This is a genomic window from Burkholderia sp. Ac-20365 (assembly GCF_017104715.1).
Taxonomy (GTDB): Bacteria; Pseudomonadota; Gammaproteobacteria; order Burkholderiales; family Burkholderiaceae; genus Paraburkholderia.
This window is the reverse complement of the sequence record NZ_JAAGPI010000055.1, coordinates 14,827-32,129: the sequence shown is the minus strand read 5'-3', so window position 1 is coordinate 32,129 and position 17,303 is coordinate 14,827. Positions and strand designations below refer to the sequence as shown.

The window sequence follows — 17,303 nt, the reverse complement described above, 5'->3', positions numbered from 1 at the left end:
CACTGGAGGAACAGCATGGCCAAAATCAACCGTGTCATGGTAGGCGAGTCGCTTATCGGCGAAGGCAACGAAGTCGCCCACATCGATCTGATCATCGGGCCGCGAGGCTCTGCTGCCGAATCGGCTTTCTGCCACGCGCTAACCAACAACAAGGACGGCTTCACGTCGCTGCTCGCCGTCGTCGCGCCGAACCTGCTGACAAAGCCGAACACGGTGATGTTCAACAAGGTGACGATCAAGGGCGCGAAACAGGCAGTGCAGATGTTCGGCCCGGCGCAGCACGCCGTGGCGCTAGCCGTTGCCGATTGCGTCGAAGACGGCACGATCCCGAAGGACGAAGCCGATGATCTGTTTGTCTGCGTCGGCGTGTTCATCCACTGGGAAGCCGACGACGACAAGAAGATTCAGGAATTCAACTACAAGGCCACTCGCGAAGCGCTCCAGCGCGCCGTAGCGGGCGAGCCGAGCGCGGCTGAAGTGGTATCGAAGAAGGCGACGGCAGCGCACCCGTTCGCACCGAACTAGGCGCGCCGTATGCATGGCAAGCTGTGTCGCGCACAGCGCGCGGCGGACCTTGAAAATCCGCCGCGCGTCGTGTCGCGTGTGCTGTTCCGATTGATGCACAACTTTCATTAAAGGCATCGACATGACCTCACGTTGTCGCGCGCGCCTTGCTGTCGCGGCGTTCGCGTGTGTTGCAGTCTTTCCCCTTTCCACGCTCGCGGCGGACGCCACGGAAGGCAATGCACCCACCGCCGGTGTCAATGACTACCCGACGCAAGGCCGTGTCGAATACGTGCTCGGTTGCATGGACGACAACGGCCACGATTTCGCCAACGTCTACAAATGCTCTTGCGCGATCGACAAGATCGCGGCCGCGTTACCGTATGACGAATACGTCGAGCAGATGACATTCGCGAAGTACGCAACGCTTGGCGGTGAAGGCGGTAATGAATTCCGCGTCGACCGTGCACGCGCGCAAACGAAGAAATATCGCGCGTTACAGGAAGAGGCGTATCAGGCGTGCGGACTCAGGAAGGCTTCACCGTCCGCATCGAAGTGAGCCGTTAAAAGCGGCGTGCCATTCGCCATTGAATGGCACGCGCGGCGGCTTATGCGCTAGGCAAAACGCGCGCACTGGCGCTCTATCACCACGCCGACGGCCGCGACGTCGTCGAATTTTGCGGGTTTGCACAACTTGACGCGCACCCAATGCGCGCCGAATCTGTCGATCAACAATTGCGCAATCTGCTCCGCGAGCGCTTCGAGCAATTGCACCTTGTGCGCCGCGAGCAGCGTGTGCAGTTCGGCGCGCACGGCTGCGTAATTGACCGTGTCGTCGATGCAATCCGTCGCGCACGCGCGCAGCGACGGCACGCCGATCGCGAGATCCATTTGCACGGGCTGACGCTCGTGCAGTTCGTTCTTATCGATGCCGATGATCGTCTGCGCGACGAAGCCTTCGATATACACGATATCGAGCGCGGCGCCGCGTTGTGGCGGCGCATCCGTATCGCGCAATGGCCGGGCGCTCGACGGCAATACGACAGTGAAGTGGATGGGACTGCTTCCGGGATTGAAACGGTCCATGTAAGTGCTCCAGAATGGGGCGCGCCGTGCGGCGCATCGGTTTCCTGCGCAACCGATGATGCAAAGCAAAAAGCAGGCGCAGTGCGCAACACTCGTACGACTATTTATTGATGTATTGCGACACGAGTTGTACAGTGTTTGCTGAGTGCACTGGAACGGATTCAAACCACATATAAGCGGTATTTCCACGCGCGCGAGAGACGCGCGGCACATCGCAGCACACGGGGAAAACACTTACATACAGCGTCGGCGGGCGCCGCGAGCACCGAGCCGAACGCATCGGAGACACCCCTAATGTCATCGCTCGTTGACATCAATTCGCATGTCCGGGATGTACTGAACATCGTCAACAACCAGCCCGCCTCGTGTTCGATGAGCCATTCCGTCGCGCAGTCGTGGACGCGTTGTCTGGTCGATTTCGGTCTGGATCCCGGACGTTTCGTGATGCCGCCCGTTCTCACCCAGCACGAACTCGATATGCGCCGCGAAGCGGCCGGCGATCTGATCGCCTGCTCGAAGCTGGAAATGACCACGCTTTACCAGCAGTTGGCCGATCCGGAACTCGCGGTGATTCTCGTCGATGCGAACGGTGTAATCGTGCATCAGGTGTCGTCGGTACCGTTCGGCGAAGCGGTCGCCGCCGATGGACTGCGTCCCGGTGCCGTATGGAGCGAACGCGAAGCGGGCACGAATGGCATGGGGACGTGTCTGACCGAGCGCGAATGCCTCGCGATCTATCAGCATGAGCATTTCTATCCGCGCTATACGTCCCTCACCTGCTCGGCCGCGCCGATTTTCGACGAACGCGGCGCAATAGTCGGCGTGCTCGACGTGACGAGCCGCTCGCGGATGTTGCAGCAACATTCGCTCGTGCTCGTCGGCATGTCGCGGCAGATGATCGAAAACCGGCTGATCGATTCGCGCTACCGGCGCGCGAATACCGTGCATTTTCATAGCCGCCCTGAATTCGTCGGCACGCTGCACGCCGGTAAGCTCGCCGTCGATGACGACGGCATCGTCCTCGCCGCCAATCGCAGCGCACTGTTTCAGCTCGATTTGCGCTCGCCGGATCAACTGTGCGGCAAGCGCATCGAAGAAGCGTTCAGCACGACGCTCGAAGACATGATCGCGCGCAGCATACGCGGCTCGTTCCATCCGATCACCGTCTACAGCGCGCACGCCAGCAACCGCTTCTTCGTGATCGCGCAGACGCCGCGCGATGCGACTTCGTTTAGCGGCACGAATCAGGTGGCATCGGGCGCGCGTGGACCGTGGAGCGATGTGTCGATTAATCGCTCACCACGCACGAAAACGCCACGCGAAACGCGCGAGGCTAAACCCGCAGCCGCGGGACTGGACAAACTCTCGCATCTGGAATTCGGCGATCCTCGCATGGCCGCGCAAAGCCAGCTTGCTGCGCGCGTGATCCAGCGGAAGATTCCAATCATCCTGCGAGGACAGACGGGTACCGGCAAGGAAGTGTTCGCCAATGCGCTGCACAGCATCAGCCCGAATGCGGCCGGCGCCTTCGTTGCGGTGAATTGCGCGTCGCTGCCTGAGACGCTGATCGAAAGCGAACTGTTCGGCTATCGCGCGGGCGCGTTTACGGGCGCGCAACGCGAAGGACGACGCGGCAAGATCGTGCAGGCAAACGGCGGCACGCTGTTCCTCGACGAAATCGGCGACATGCCGATGGCGTTGCAGGCGCGGCTGTTGCGCGTGCTCGAAGAACATGAAGTCACGCCGCTCGGCGCCGAGACGACCATCAAGGTCGACTTCCAGCTAATCAGCGCGAGCCACCGCAACCTGCTCGATCTCGTGCAACGCGGCCTGTTCCGCGAAGATCTGTACTACCGGCTCAATGGCATCGAGATCAACCTGCCGCCGCTATGCGAGCGTGCGGATCTGCTGCCGCTCGTCCAGCACATCCTCGAAAGCGAATCCGACGATCCACCCGAACTGAGCGCCGAAGCACGGCAAGCGCTGGTGAATTACGCGTGGCCCGGCAATATCCGGCAGTTGCGGCACGTGCTGCAGATGGCGATCGCGCTATGCGACGGGCCGGAAATTCGCTGTGCACATCTGCCTGCTGAAATCGTCGACGATTCGAGCGCTCAACACAGTACGCACGCACGTGTTGGTGCTACCGGACCGCTCGCGCAGCCGCCGCGCGCCGGCGCCGCGATGCCGTTCGACGACGACGCCGATCTGTCCGCACTCAACGCCATCCAGGTCAAGGAACGCGAAACGGTGCTTGCGATGCTGGACGAACATCGCTGGAACGTGAGCAACGTCGCGAAGACGCTTGGCATCAGCCGCAACACGTTGTACCGGAAAATGCACAGACTGCACATCCGGCTGTCGCACGACGGATCGCCTGCCGCCGTCGACGACGCGTGCGGCAAATGACGCACGCATGAGCGCACCGTCGCCCGCCCGCCGCCCTGGCGTTTTTCGCCCCGACGCGCGCTTTGCGTGGTGCATCACGGGCTCAGGCCACATGCTGGAGGAATCGATCGAGATGGCGCTCGCGTTGCCGGGCGTCGATCTGTTTCTTTCGGCTGCCGGCGAAGAAGTGCTGCCCCTCTATGGCTGGACCGTGCCGAAACTGCGCGAGCATTTTCGCGTGGTGCGCGACAACAGTGCGAGCAGCGTGCCTGTCGGCATGCTTTACGAAGGCATTTATCACACGGTCGTGATTGCGCCCGCCACCAGCAACACAGTGGCCAAATGCGCGTTCGGCATCTCCGACACGTTGCCGACCAATCTCTATGCACAGGCAGGCAAGCAATGCGTGCCCGGCATCGTTTTCGCATGCGACACCGAGCCGAGCGTCATCACGCAGAGCCCGCACGAATGGGTCGAAGTGCGACCTCGCGCGATCGAACTGGAGAACGTCGAGCGGCTTGCGCGCATCGAGTACACGAGGGTCGCGCGCTCGCTCGATGAATTGCGCGCGGCATTGAGCGAACGGTTATCGGACCTCGGGCTCGCATGGAACACATCGTCTTCCTGACGGGCAGGCTCGCCGAAAAGAGCGTCGTGCAGGTGCTGGAAGGCCTGACGAATGCGCCATTCACGTGGGAAGTGCGCGAAATCGGCCTGCAGGTTGCCGCGCTGATGACAGCCGACATGATCCGCCGGCGGGTTGCGCTGCCATTGCGCGCGGACCGGATGATCGTGCCGGGGCGGTGTCGCGGCGATCTCAAGGCGTTGAGCGAGCATTTCGGCGTGCCTGTCGAGCGTGGCCCGGAGGAAGCGAAAGATCTGCCATTGCATTTCGGACAGGCCGCGCGCAAGTTCGATCTCTCACGTTATTCGTCGGACATTTTTGCGGAGATCGTCGATGCGCCGAGGCTCGATCTCGAAGGTATCGCGGAGCGTGCGCGGCATTATGCGGCGCAAGGTGCGGATGTTATCGATGTCGGGTGTCTGCCAGATACGCCTTTTCCACATCTCGAAGATGCCGTGCGGATGTTGAAGGCTAACGGTTACCGCGTGAGCGTCGATTCGATGGTCACCGATGAGCTGTTACGGGGCGGGCGCGCGGGTGCCGATTATCTGATGAGTCTGAATGCGGACACATTGTGGATCGCGGATGAGGTTGCTTCGACGCCTGTCGTTGTTGCGCGCGAGCCGCGGGATGTGGAGTCCTTGTATCAGGCGATTGATACGCTCAACGCGCGTGGCAAGCCATTTCTTGCCGATCCGATTCTGGATCCGATTCCGTTTGGGTTTGCTGCTTCTATTGCGCGGTATGTTGCTTTGCGTGAGCGGTATCCTGATGTGGCGATCATGCTTGGCATTGGGAATCTCACTGAGCTTACCGAAGCCGATACCAGTGGCATTAATGCCGTGCTGCTTGGTGTTGCCGCTGAGTTGCGTGTGTCTGCTGTTCTGACTACGTCGGTTAGCCTGCATGCGCGGCGGGCTGTGCGTGAGGCCGACGTCGCGCGGCGGGTGATGTATGCGGCGCAGGAGGCTCAGGTTTTACCCAAAGGGATTGATCCTTCACTCAGTGCATTGCATGCGAAGCGGCCTTTTCCTTATGACGCGAGTGAGATTTCCGCGTTCGCGGCGCAGGTGCGGGATCCGAATTTTCGCGTTCAGGTCTCTATGGATGGGATTCATGTTTATAACCGGGATGTGCATGTTGTTGAAAGCGATCCGTTTGCGCTTTATCCGCATTTGAACGTTGAGAATGATGGAGGGCATGCTTTTTATCTGGGTGTGCAGGCTGCCAGGGCTGAAATTGCATGGCAGTTGGGGAAGAGGTTTGATCAGGATCAGGCGCTCGATTGGGGGTGTCAGGTTGATCGCGATCGCGAGGATCTTCTCGTATGGTGTGTGCCTGGGGCTACGAAGAAGGGTTCTTAGTGAGGTTTTTTGTCTGCGACGCTTGGGTTTGGTTTGCTTGTGTTTTTGCTGGCATCCGCATTTTGTTATCGGTGCTTCACGCGTTGCCCCTGTGCGGGGCGGCACTTACTTTCTTTGCCGCCGCAAAGAAAGTAAGCAAAGAAAGCGGGCAAACACCGCCCGTTCTTGACCTCCGCCTGAGGGCCCCCAACGGGTCCTCTCCTTCACACGGCAACTTCTCAGTCACCGCCCATTGCTAGCGCCCTGAACGTGAGCCTCACCCGCTTCGATCACCCGTCGCGCAGCCAGTGGCAGCGAATGGTTACGGCCGCCCAGGTGGCAAACTGTGTGTAGGTCGTAGTGCCTCACGCGTCGGCGCTCCTACGACACCGATCGTACTTTTCAGTCCGGAGTGAAGCATGTACGCAGCGAAAGCCTACACACAGTTTGCCGCTATAGAACGTGGGCGATTTGTTCGCGCGTGTTGTGACGCGGGAGCATGAAGCGGGTGAGGCGCCTATTCGGAGCGTTGGCAACGGGCAGTGAATATCAAGGTGCCGTTCGAAGCGGAGGAACTGTTGGGGGCCCTCAGGCAGGAACAAGAACTAGCGGTGTTCAGCGGCTTTCTTTTGCCTACTTTTCTTTGCCGCGGCAAAGAAAAGTAGGTGCCGCCCCGCACAGGGGCGACGCCTGAAGCACGAAGGCATATCGCGGATGCCAGCTCAAAAGCAAAAAAACAAAAACAAAAAGCAAAAAACGCTGACGACCCCACGCGGGAAAAAAACCAAAACCAAACCGGCCGTCAGCCAACCACGAACTGAGACGCACAACAAACCACAACAAACCACAACCAAACCCCGCGTAAGCAAAAACCTCAAACCCGCGCCTGCCGGTCACGCAGTTGCAGGATCATCGGCGTAAAAATCAACTGCATGGCAAGACCCATCTTGCCTCCGGGAACCACAATCACATTAGGCCGCGACATAAACGAGTCATGCAACATAGTGAGCAGATAAGGAAAGTCTATACCCTTAGGCTTGGAAAACCGGATAACAACAAAACTCTCATCAGGCTGCGGAATCTCCCGAGCAGTAAAGGGATTAGAAGTATCAACAGTGGGAACACGTTGAAAATTCACATGAGTACGTGAAAACTGCGGACAGATGTAATTCACATAATCCGGCATCCGCCGCAAAATCGTATCGACAACAGCCTCGTGCGAATAACCGCGCAGCGTCTGGTCACGATGCAGCTTTTGAATCCACTCCAGATTTATGATCGGCACCACGCCGACGAGCAGATCCGCATGCTGTGCGATGTCGACCTTGCTGGTCACGGCCGCACCATGAAGCCCTTCGTAAAACATCATGTCCGTGCCCGGCGCAATGTCCTCCCACGGTGTAAACGTCCCCGCATCCTGCTTGTACTGCGCGGCATCGGCTTCGTCGTGCACGTATCGGCGAAACTTCCCGCCGCCCGTCGTACCGTAGCTCGCGAACAGCTGTTCCAGTTCATCGAGCAGATTCGCGTCCGGTCCGAAGTGACTGAAATTGCGCACGCCGTCGCGCTCGCTCTGGCGCAGCGCTTCGCGCATCCCGAGCCGGTCGTACCGATGGAACGCATCGCCTTCGACAATCTGCGCATTGATCTTCTCCCTGCGAAATATATGCGTGAAGCTCCTCATGACGGTGGTCGTGCCCGCGCCGCTCGACCCCGTCACGGCAATGATCGGATGTCTGACTGACATGCACTGTCTCCTCGTCTCGTCACAGGTCAGAAGTCAGACCGAGGTCTCCGGAAGGAACAGCGAGCGCTCACGAAAAAGCGGCGACGTAAAAGGCATGTCGATACCCAGATCGTGCTCGCGGTGATAGCGCCCAATACGCGACACCTCATTCGTCGAGCCAAGTATCAAGGGCATGCGCTCATGGAACGTGCGCGGCGCGGCGTCGAGCACGCGCTCGCGCCCCGTCGTCGCCATGCCGCCCGCCTGCTCGACCAGAAATCCCAGCGGGCTCGCATCGTAGACAGCCGACAGACGTCCGCGCATCGCGGAGCGCGTGCGGTAGTCGCGTGGCATCAGGAACAGACCGCCGCGCATCAGGATGCGATGCACTTCCGGCACCAGCGCGTCGCTCCAGCGCAGGCTGAAATCCCGTTCGCGACAGCCCGAGCGCCCTTCCCGGCACTCGTGCACGTAGCGGCGCACAGGCGGCTCCCAGAAGCGTTCGTTCGATGCATCGACGGCAATCTCGCCCGTCTCGTCCGGGATACGAATAGACGGATGCGTGAGCATGAATTCGTCCGTGTTGCCGTCGAGCGTGAAGCCATGCGTGCCCTCGCCAAGCGTCAACACGAGCATCGTCGCCGGGCCGTAGATCGTGTAGCCCGCTGCCGCCTGCTCGCGGCCCGGTTGCAGAAACGGCGCGCCGTAAGCCTCGCCGTAAGATTCGCAGTCGAGTTCGCCATACGCGTCGGCGCGCGCGTCCGCGCCATTTGCGTCGCTGCCTTGCGACTGCACGCGCATCACCGAGAAGATCGAGCCCGCCGTGCCGTTGATGTCGGCATTCCACGGGCAGTTCAGCGGATCGAATGCGAGCTGGTACTCGGGCTTGTCGATGTCATCGGCATGCCGGTTGCGAGCGGCGGTTTCGGCGAGCTTGCGGCGTCGCGTCGAATACGCGAGCACCGCGCCGCCTGCGACGGAATCGGCCTGCGCGCTTTCGCCCAGCGTGCCGCGCGCGAGCGCCGCGCCGATCGTCTTCACCGACGCCGCGACTTCGTGCAACACCGCCTGCAACGCGGTCGAAGGACGCGTCGACATCAGATGGTCCGCGTCGCCGCTCAGGAACCTCGTCAGCGTAATGTTTGCGTGGCGCATGATGCTCTCCTACGAAGTGGGGAATTCTTGCGCAACGCCGGCTTCCTTTGCGGCGCTGCCTGATTCGGAGAACACGCTGCTCGCGCGGATATCGGCGGCGTTCAGCAGCGTCAGCGCGGCAGGGTCAGCGCTCGCGCCGCCGCGCAAAGCATCGGCGAACAGGCGGTTCGCCTGGCGCAGCCGCGCGCGGTCGAGCGCGTTGCGCACCGAGCGCGCGTTCGCGAAGTTCGGTTGACGCACGCGCCGCGCGAGGTAATCCTCGAAAGCGCGGTGGGAATCGGCGTCGAACCGGTAATGCATCGTGTCGAGCATGCGTTCGGCGATCAGCAGCAGTTCGTCAGGCGCGTAATCGGGGAACGACAGATGATGCGCAATCCGCGAGCGAAAACCGGGATTGCTGCGAAAGAAGGTGTCCATGCGCGCGGCGTAACCCGCGAGAATCACGACGAGATCGTCGCGCTGGTTCTCCATGGTCTGGAGCAGGATTTCAATCGACTCCTGCCCATAATCGCGCTCGTTTTCCGGGCGATACAGGTAATACGCTTCGTCGATGAACAGCACGCCGCCCATCGCGCGCTTGAGTACTTCGCGCGTTTTCGGCGCCGTGTGGCCGATGTACTGGCCGACGAGATCATCGCGTGTCACTGAAACCAGATTGTTGCGGCGGATATAGCCGAGCCGGAACAGCACGTCAGCCATGCGCAGCGCGACGGTCGTCTTGCCGGTGCCGGGATTGCCGCTGAAGCACATGTGCAGCGTCGGCGCGCCGCTTTCGATGCCGAGCGCTTCACGTGCGCGGCCCACCAGCAGTTGCGCGGCAATCTCGCGGATACGCGTCTTCACCGGCGCGAGGCCGACCAGGTCGCGGTCGAGTTCGTCGAGCACGCCGGCAATGCCGGACTCGCGAAAGAGCGCGAGCAGATCGACGCGCGGCGCTTGCGCTTCTTGCACCTTTTGCGCCTCTTCATGCTGCGTCGATTCCATTACATCGGCGTTCATGACGATGTCTCCCTGTTCCTGTTCTGGTTCGCTTCAACGCCAAACCGCGTTCAGCGAGGCACAGCACGCACGGTGGTCAGCGAATAGCGCTGCACGCGCGAGCGATCGTCCTGGCGCCCGAGCACGAGCGTCGGCTCGACATCGGGCCGGTTGACGATAAACGACAGCCGCATCGTCTCGAAGCCGCGCACCGAATCGAATGCGTTCACCTTGATGTAGTGCTGCGGATACGCGTCGCGGCAACGCGTGACTTCCATCAACACGCCCGCTGCGTCACGCAGATCGAACATCGGCAAGCCCCACATTTCCCAGTACGTGTTGCGCGGATGCGGGTCGTCGGTGAACTCGACCGAGCATGACCAGCCCTGGTTCAGCGCGTACTGGATCTGCAGGCGGATTTCGTCGTCGGTCAGGTCGGGCAGGAAAGAGAATGTCCCTTGGGTGATGCGCATCGCTGGCTCCTTGTTCGGCGTGGACGGCGGTCGATCGATCAGGCCACGCTCGGCGTGACGGCGAAATCGGGTGTATCGGTTGGCGTGTAGTTAAAGGTCACGTCGCCCCATACGTCGAGTGCCTGTTTGAGCGGCGTGCAGTGGCGCGCCGCCGCTTCCAGTATGTCGGGGCCTTCATTGGCGATGTCGCGGCCTTCGTTGCGCGCCTTGACCATCGTTTCAAGCGCGACGCGGTTCGCCGTTGCGCCCGCCTGAATTCCCGACGGATGGCCGATCGTGCCGCCACCGAACTGCAGGATCGCGTCGTCGCCGAACAGGTCGAGCAGTTGATGCATCTGCCCCGCGTGAATGCCGCCCGACGCGACAGGCATGACCTTGCGCAAGCCCGCCCACGGCTGGTCGAAATAGAGACCGCGCGTGAGATCGACCGGGTTGTGCGATTCGCGCAGCACGTTGTAATAGCCCTGCACGGAGAGCGGATCGCCATCGAGCTTGCCGACAGCCGTGCCCGCATGCGCATGATCGACGCCCGCCATACGCAGCCACTTCGCTATCACGCGAAACGAAATGCCGTGATTGCGCTGCCGCGTGTACGTGCCATGTCCTGCGCGATGCAGGTGCAGGATCATGTCGTTCTTGCGCGCCCAGCGACCCATCGACGTGATCGCCGTCCATCCGATCACCAGATCGATCATCACAATGCACGAGCCGAGTTCCTTCGCGAATTCGGCGCGCTCGTACATATCTTCCATCGTGCCCGCCGTCACGTTCAGGTAATGGCCTTTCACTTCGCCTGTCTCGGCTTGCGCGCGGGCAACGGCTTCCATTGCGAACAGATACCGGTCGCGCCAGTGCATGAACGGCTGCGAGTTGATGTTTTCGTCGTCCTTCAGAAAGTCGAGACCGCCTTTGAGGCCTTCATACACGACACGCCCATAGTTCTTGCCCGACAGCCCGAGCTTCGGCTTGACGGTGGCGCCGAGCAACGGCCTGCCGTATTTGTCGAGCCGTTCGCGTTCGACGACGATGCCTGTCGGCGGCCCCTGAAAGGTCTTCAGATAGGCAACGGGAATGCGCATGTCTTCGAGACGCAACGCTTTCAAAGGCTTGAAACCGAACACATTGCCGATGATCGACGCAGTCAGATTCGCAACCGAACCTTCCTCGAACAGATCGAGGTCATACGCGATGAACGCGAAGTACTGCGGCTCGCTTTCGCTGGCGTTGGGAACGGGGTCGACGCGAAATGCTTTTGCGCGGTACATGTCGCACGCGGTGAGGCGATCGGTCCACACGACTGTCCACGTTGCCGTCGACGATTCGCCCGCAACGGCTGCGGCCGCTTCTTCCGGTTCGACGCCCGGTTGGGGCGTGATACGGAAGAGCGCGATGACATCGGTGTCTTTGGGTGTGTAGTCGGGCTGCCAGTAGCCCATTTCGCGGTACTTGAGGACGCCTGCCGAATAGCGCGAGCGCCTGGCGCTTTCGGTTGCTGCGGGCTTGACGGCTTCCTTGGTGAAATCGTTCATCACGCTGCCTCGACTTGGAACGGGGCGCACCTGGACGGGCGCGCACGCTGTGGTGGTGGAGGCTGGCGTGCATCGAAAGTGGCCGGCCTTGCAGGTCAATGTAGGCGGCGCCCTGGCTGAAGTGAATTCACGATTTTTTTCAGCAGGCTTAAACGATCCGTTAACACGCGTGCACGGAATGCAAAATGCGTCCACAATGGGTGATCGGCTCGTGCAACACTTTGCTGCAGTTCCGCTACAGTAAGGCCCGTAAGCAAGCGGACTTTCCCCGAGGGCTGGTGACTGGTACGACAGTTGCGTCAGCAACATGGGCCGAGGTGATGGGTGTGCGCAATCCTGTGCACTTCCTGTCGCAATGGGACCGCTAGTTTTTTTTAATCGTGAAAGGAGGACGAGACTATGCAGTGGACTACCCCTGGGTATACCGATATGCGTTTCGGGTTTGAAATCACGATGTATATCGCTACGCGGTGATTTTTTTGCCGCTGTCGCGGGGCCGGTCTGGGTTTTCTGGGCTGGCCCCGTTGTGTTTTGGTTGTGCGTTGCCGCAATCTGGTTTTTTCGTTTTGTCTGGCATTCGGGGGTTGTCCCTTCGCTGGCATCCGCGAATTGCCTTCGTGCTTCAAGCGTTGCCCCTGTGCGGGGCGGCACTTACTTTCTTTGCCGCGGCAAAGAAAGTAAGCAAAGAAAGCCGCTCACACCGCCAATTCTTGACCTTTACCCACGGGCCCCCAACGGCCCCGTCCTGCTCGCACCCGCGCTCTTCTCGTTCCCCGCTGCCAACGCTTCGACCAAACGCCTCACCCGCTCCATTCACCCGTAGCAAGCCAACGGTAGCGCATCACTACGGCCGCCAAGGTGGCAAACTGTGTGTAGGTCGTAGTGCCGCGAACGTCGGCGCGCTTACAGGAAGGCATGCGCCGTGCTTTCAGTCCGAAGTGATGCGCGCCCCCCGCGAAAACCGACACACAGTTTGCCACCTGGGCGGCGCACACCAGTCGCTGCCGCTCGATGCTGCTACGGGTGGTTGAGGCGGGTGAGGCGTTCAATCGAGGCGTTGGCAACGGGCGGGGACTGAGAGGTTGCCGTGTGAAGAATAAGAACCGTTGGGGGCCCTCAGGCAGGAAGAAGGGCTGGCGGTGTGAGCGGCTTTCTTTGCTTACTTTCTTTGCCGCGGCAAAGAAAGTAAGTGCCGCCCCGCACAGGGGCGACGCGTGAAGCACGAAGGCATATCGCGGATGCCAGCAAAAACAAAAGCAAACCACCCCAGCGTCGCAAGACAAAAGCAAACCAAACCCAAACCATGATCCACGAAACCATCATCACTACCTGCACCATTGACGGCGTGCCACACACCGCCCCAATGGGCGTACGTTTCGACGAGAAAGAGAAAGGCCTGGCAATCCTGTCCCCATTCAAACCATCCAGAACACTGGACAACGTACTAGCCACCCGCGCAGCGGTAATCAACTACACAACCGACACCCGCATATTCGCCGGCTGCGTAACCGGCACCCAACGCGACTGGCCGACCTGTCCGGCCACCCAGGTCGCCAGCGTCAGGCTGAAAGAATCCCTCGCCCACACGGAACTGACCCTCGACCACATCACCGACGACCCGCAACGCCCCGTGCTGCACATGCGCTGCGTGCACGCCGAAACCCACGCGCCATTCGCAGGCTTCAATCGCGCGCAAGCCGCCGTCGTCGAAGGCGCGATCCTCGTCAGCCGCCTCTTCATGCTGCCCGCCGACAAGATCGACCGCGAAATGGCCTATCTGCAGATCGCCATCGATAAAACCGCCGGCCCCGATGAACTCACTGCGTGGAACTGGATCACAGCAGCTGTCCAACGCTTTCGCAACACCGGCGACGCCGCCGACAAAAAAGCAGAACCCTCAACGCACACGTCCTGAGGAAATCCGGATGACCGCATTGCTCGCAAGCGTCCGCTCGGCGGAAGAGGCATTCGATGCAGCCGGCGCCGGCGCCGATCTGATCGATCTGAAAGAACCGCTCGAAGGCGCGCTCGGCGGTGTGTCGCTGGATAACATCTGGCGTATCGCGCGTACCCTGCGTTCACGTTATCCCGTCAAACCGATCAGCGCCACCATCGGCGATCTGCCGCCCGAGGCGCTCGATGCCATCGCGACACGCGTCAACGATGTCGCCGAAACAGGCGTCGATTTCGTGAAAGTGGGCATCGTGCCGGGACCGCACGCGCATGCATGCCTCACACGCATCGCCGGTTTGCAGGCCAATGTGCTCCCCGTTCTGCTGTGCGATGACGGCGTCGAAGCGCAACTCGTCGAGCACGCGGTGTCGCTCGGCTTCGAAGGCATCGTGTTCGATACGGCAGGCAAAACAGGCCGCACGCTGCTCGATTGCATCGATAGCGCGACAATCGCGCGCTATCTCGCGACGATTCGCGCATCGGGCGCAATGGCCTGCATCGCGGGCTCGCTCGGCTGGGCGCAGCTCGACGCGATCCGCGCACTCGCGCCCGACGTCGCCGGTTTTCGCACCGCGCTCTGCGAAGACGGCCGCACGTCGCGCCTCGATCCACGCCGCGTCGCGCAATGGGCCGACGCGCTGCATCATGCCGCGCCCGTCGCGTCGGCGGCTGCTGCCTGAGGCAGGCTAAAGCTCACGCCGCCGATGCATTCAACAGGCGCTCGCGCACCAGCGCGACATCCGTCTTGCTGAAAAGCTCGACTTCGTAGTTCGCTTCTTTCACATACTGGATAAAGCTCGCGTCGACCACACCATTGGACGCGAGCGTCATGAGCGGCACGTTTTCGCCGACCGGGCACGACTTGACGACCATCAGGCGCTCGGCGTTCAGCGACGACGACAGCCACGCGGCCAGGCTGTCGGACGTGGTGTCCCAGTTGGTCATCGAATTGGGCGTGACGCGCATCAGGCCTACGGGCATCCACACGGCCACCTTGCCGTTGCGCAATGCACGCCGGATCAGATCCTCGTTGGTCGCCAGCACGAGGTCGGGCAGCACGGCTTGCATCATCAGCGCGTACTGCGTCATCGCGAGCAGGCACATGTTGTGGGCAGCGAGATCGTCGAATTGCCATTCCCGCTGATACGCGCGCACGCTGTCCGCAAAATCTCCTCCGCCAGGCACGATCACCACGCGTCCGCCGCCGACCTCCCACAACTGCGTGAGCCAGTCCCGCAGCGACGGGTCGTGACTCAGGCTGCCCCCGATCTTCACCACCCACATGTCGTTACCTCACTTTCGTTCGACCTCACGACGGCACCGCTGTGCATGCCTGCTGCGCCCCGACGGCATCGCGAGTCTGCGCTGCCTGCGGCGGGGCCGCATCGATGGGCGCAGTCCGCCGCGCGTTACGCGGCGCGCTGTGCCCGTTCCCTCGCCGTCGTCAGCCACGCGACGGCCACGCTCGGCGCGCACGTCGCAATCCATTCGGCGGCATCGTCTGACGCTTCGTCCGCTATCTGCGCGAAGCCACCGAAATCCATGTATTCACGTGCGTGTGCCTTCGCCAAAGCGGCCGCCAGGAAACGTCCACAGCCCGCGCCGATGATAGGCGCGCCCGCCAGCGACGGATGCGCCGCGCACACCGAGTCGAAGCTCTCGCTGATTGCACGCAATTGCGCGTCGCGCCATGCGTAGGCAAACGCACGCCATTCGTCCTCGCTCGCGTCTGCGGCATCGCGGCCGATGGTGCGCGCGAGCCGCGCGCAGCTTGCCGCGACGGTCTTCAGACCGTTGTCGGCGCTCGGATGCTGGTCGTGCGGCGGCCAGAGTTCGCCCGTCAGCCGGTAGACGTCGGCGCTGGTCGCGAACCATTCGTTCATCACACCCGCCGTCTCGCCGCGAAACGCGATCCGGTGCGCAATGCCGCACAAGGGCGTGCGCACCACGCCGTGATACGCGAGTTCGCCCGTCACAAGCCGCGTCGCGTCGTTATGGCCGCGCGCCGCGACACGCGCATCGACGATCGGCACGATGTCCGTCGTCGTGCTGCCGATGTCGATCAGCACGCAGTCGCGCATCCGCGTCGCGACGAATTGCGCGGTCGCGAGCCAGTTCGCCGATGCGACCGCCCGCCACTGCGTGACGCTCTGCGCGGCGTCGAGCCAGCCGAAGGCGCCCGCGAAAAACGCAGTCTCTGCACCGAGCCGCGCGGAAAGTGCATCGACCAGTGCGTGTACGCCGTGTTCCCGGTCCGCGAACAGATCGACCATCTCGCCCGTCATCGTGACGGCGTGGCGCGAGCGCGCGTGGCCAAGCTCCGGCCAGCGCGCAGCCGCTGCATCGATCGTGCGATGCAGATGCTCCAGTCCCTGCCATAGCGGACACGCCCATTGCGCGATATCCGTGACGACGCCCGCCGCGTCGACGCGCGACACCTTCACGTGCGCGCCGCCCACGTCCCAGCCGAACACAGCCGGTTCGAGCAAGACAGCCGCAGCCGCGCTCATGATGACGTGCCGCAAGCGGACAACGCACGCTGCGCGACGTACAGACCATGCGCCGCGAGCACGTCGGCAGCGAGATTGCGCCCGAGCCGCGCGGACAAGCCCGCATAGGCCACGGTGGCGCGCGGATTGACCTCGATCACCACGGGACCGCGCGCCGCGTGCCACACGACATCGATACCCGCAAACCCGCGCAAACCGGGCAGCGACGCAGCGACCTGCCGGGCGAGCGCATCGAGCGCGCGCCCTTGCGGGCTGTCCAGGCCGATCTGGTCGACATCCACGCCGTCGAAGCCGAGCACCTGCCCGGCATGGCCCGCCGCCGGTTCGTCCACGCTGATCCTCTGCCGGTTGATGCTGATGAGCGTCACGCCCGCTTCATCGCACATCAGCGACAGGCTCAGCGCATCGCCCTCCACCCACGCCTGCAACACCGCTTCGCGGTCGGCCGCTCGACGCGATGCATATTCGGCGCATGCCGCGTGCGCATCGTCGAAAACGAGCGTATCGAGACTGCCCGCGCCGTCGTCCGGCTTGACGACCCAGCGCTGCTGCGTGCTCACGTCGATATCCGATGCTTCGAGCGCAGGCGTCACCGCGATGCCGCGTGACGCAAGCCGCGCCGCCGTCGCGCGCTTGCTCGACGCGAGCGCGATCGCCTCTTTCGTGCAGCCGATCCAGCGCCCCGGACCGACGGCATCGGCGAGATCGAGCATCAGGCCATCGCACTCGGGCGCGACGATCCACGCGTAATCGTGCTCACGCGCCGCCCGCGAGACGAATTCCAGCATCGATTCGCCCGGCTTCGCGCGGCAATGCCCTACGCCTTCGGGCACCTGCTCGAAGCGCGAGCTGGCAAAGCTGACCTGCACGCCTTCCAGTTGCCGCAGATCGCCGACAATCGCATCGCGCATCACGCGCCCTTCGACGACCAGCGCGCTCAGATCCGCGAGACTGCTGCTGCCCGCGAGTTGCGCGTCGATGCCGCCGCCAGTGAGATACTCATAAACCCAGAGCTTCATCAAGGAACGTCTCC

At 62.0% G+C, this 17,303-nt stretch carries 17 protein-coding genes; 8 read left to right on the top strand and 9 right to left on the bottom strand.

The features are described 5' to 3' along the window. The first annotated feature begins 15 nt into the window (after positions 1–15). Positions 16–525 (top strand): formaldehyde-activating enzyme, encoded by a 510-nt coding sequence (gene fae / locus G3O01_RS41745; protein ID WP_205813331.1) that lies wholly within the window; start codon positions 16–18, stop codon positions 523–525. Positions 526–646: 121 nt separating this feature from the next. Further along, positions 647–1,063, top strand: a complete 417-nt coding sequence (locus G3O01_RS41740; RefSeq protein ID WP_205813330.1) for a hypothetical protein — start codon at positions 647–649, stop codon at positions 1,061–1,063. 56 nt (positions 1,064–1,119) lie between these two features. On the opposite strand, the gene G3O01_RS41735 is transcribed toward G3O01_RS41740, so the two are convergent. Next, positions 1,120–1,590: a dihydroneopterin aldolase gene (locus G3O01_RS41735; RefSeq protein WP_205813329.1), complete on the bottom strand. Its 471-nt coding sequence runs from the start codon at positions 1,588–1,590 to the stop codon at positions 1,120–1,122. A gap of 294 nt (positions 1,591–1,884) precedes the next feature. Here G3O01_RS41735 and G3O01_RS41730 point away from each other — a divergent pair, with 294 nt between their 5' ends. From G3O01_RS41730 to G3O01_RS41720, 3 genes are read left to right on the top strand one after another with little or no spacing between them, the layout of a single operon-like run. Beyond that, positions 1,885–3,999 (top strand): sigma-54-dependent Fis family transcriptional regulator, encoded by a 2,115-nt coding sequence (locus tag G3O01_RS41730; RefSeq protein WP_205813328.1) that lies wholly within the window; start codon positions 1,885–1,887, stop codon positions 3,997–3,999. Between the two features lie 7 nt (positions 4,000–4,006). Beyond that, complete coding sequence (locus G3O01_RS41725; RefSeq protein ID WP_205813327.1) at positions 4,007–4,606, top strand: flavoprotein; 600 nt, start codon at positions 4,007–4,009, stop codon at positions 4,604–4,606. Then, entirely contained in the window at positions 4,585–5,967 is a 1,383-nt protein-coding gene (locus G3O01_RS41720; protein ID WP_205813326.1) for a DUF6513 domain-containing protein, read from the top strand. Before G3O01_RS41725 ends, G3O01_RS41720 begins: the two co-directional genes overlap by 22 nt. Before the next feature lie 853 nt (positions 5,968–6,820). Here the strand turns inward: G3O01_RS41720 and G3O01_RS41715 are convergent. The 5 genes from G3O01_RS41715 to G3O01_RS41695 form a co-directional block, all read right to left on the bottom strand. After that, the gene (locus G3O01_RS41715) at positions 6,821–7,693 is read right to left on the bottom strand and encodes a phosphoribulokinase (RefSeq protein WP_205813325.1); all 873 of its coding nucleotides are present in this window, start codon (positions 7,691–7,693) and stop codon (positions 6,821–6,823) included. Between the two features lie 33 nt (positions 7,694–7,726). Continuing rightward, entirely contained in the window at positions 7,727–8,827 is a 1,101-nt protein-coding gene (locus tag G3O01_RS41710; RefSeq protein ID WP_205813324.1) for a class 1 fructose-bisphosphatase, read from the bottom strand. A gap of 9 nt (positions 8,828–8,836) precedes the next feature. Beyond that, the gene (gene cbbX / locus G3O01_RS41705; RefSeq protein ID WP_205813343.1) at positions 8,837–9,811 is read right to left on the bottom strand and encodes a CbbX protein; all 975 of its coding nucleotides are present in this window, start codon (positions 9,809–9,811) and stop codon (positions 8,837–8,839) included. A gap of 65 nt (positions 9,812–9,876) precedes the next feature. After that, positions 9,877–10,278: a ribulose bisphosphate carboxylase small subunit gene (locus G3O01_RS41700; RefSeq protein WP_205813323.1), complete on the bottom strand. Its 402-nt coding sequence runs from the start codon at positions 10,276–10,278 to the stop codon at positions 9,877–9,879. Between the two features lie 38 nt (positions 10,279–10,316). Next, positions 10,317–11,807: a form I ribulose bisphosphate carboxylase large subunit gene (locus G3O01_RS41695; RefSeq protein WP_205813322.1), complete on the bottom strand. Its 1,491-nt coding sequence runs from the start codon at positions 11,805–11,807 to the stop codon at positions 10,317–10,319. A 399-nt stretch (positions 11,808–12,206) separates the two neighbouring features. Here G3O01_RS41695 and pqqA point away from each other — a divergent pair, with 399 nt between their 5' ends. From pqqA to G3O01_RS41680, 3 genes are all read left to right on the top strand, one after another. Then, entirely contained in the window at positions 12,207–12,281 is a 75-nt protein-coding gene (gene pqqA, locus G3O01_RS45670) for a pyrroloquinoline quinone precursor peptide PqqA (protein WP_007576927.1), read from the top strand. Between the two features lie 829 nt (positions 12,282–13,110). Then, positions 13,111–13,722 (top strand): DUF447 domain-containing protein, encoded by a 612-nt coding sequence (locus G3O01_RS41685; protein ID WP_205813321.1) that lies wholly within the window; start codon positions 13,111–13,113, stop codon positions 13,720–13,722. Positions 13,723–13,732: 10 nt separating this feature from the next. Then, entirely contained in the window at positions 13,733–14,440 is a 708-nt protein-coding gene (locus G3O01_RS41680; RefSeq protein WP_205813320.1) for a (5-formylfuran-3-yl)methyl phosphate synthase, read from the top strand. Positions 14,441–14,453: 13 nt separating this feature from the next. On the opposite strand, the gene G3O01_RS41675 is transcribed toward G3O01_RS41680, so the two are convergent. From G3O01_RS41675 to G3O01_RS41665, 3 genes are all read right to left on the bottom strand, one after another. Next, on the bottom strand, positions 14,454–15,044 hold the full coding sequence (locus tag G3O01_RS41675) for an aspartate kinase (RefSeq protein WP_205813319.1): 591 nt from the start codon (positions 15,042–15,044) through the stop codon (positions 14,454–14,456). A 125-nt stretch (positions 15,045–15,169) separates the two neighbouring features. After that, positions 15,170–16,270, bottom strand: coding sequence for a hydantoinase/oxoprolinase family protein (locus G3O01_RS41670; protein WP_205813318.1), 1,101 nt, complete (start codon positions 16,268–16,270; stop codon positions 15,170–15,172). Continuing rightward, positions 16,267–17,289, bottom strand: a complete 1,023-nt coding sequence (locus G3O01_RS41665) for an ATP-grasp domain-containing protein (RefSeq protein ID WP_205813317.1) — start codon at positions 17,287–17,289, stop codon at positions 16,267–16,269. Before G3O01_RS41665 ends, G3O01_RS41670 begins: the two co-directional genes overlap by 4 nt. Positions 17,290–17,303: the final 14 nt, after the last annotated feature.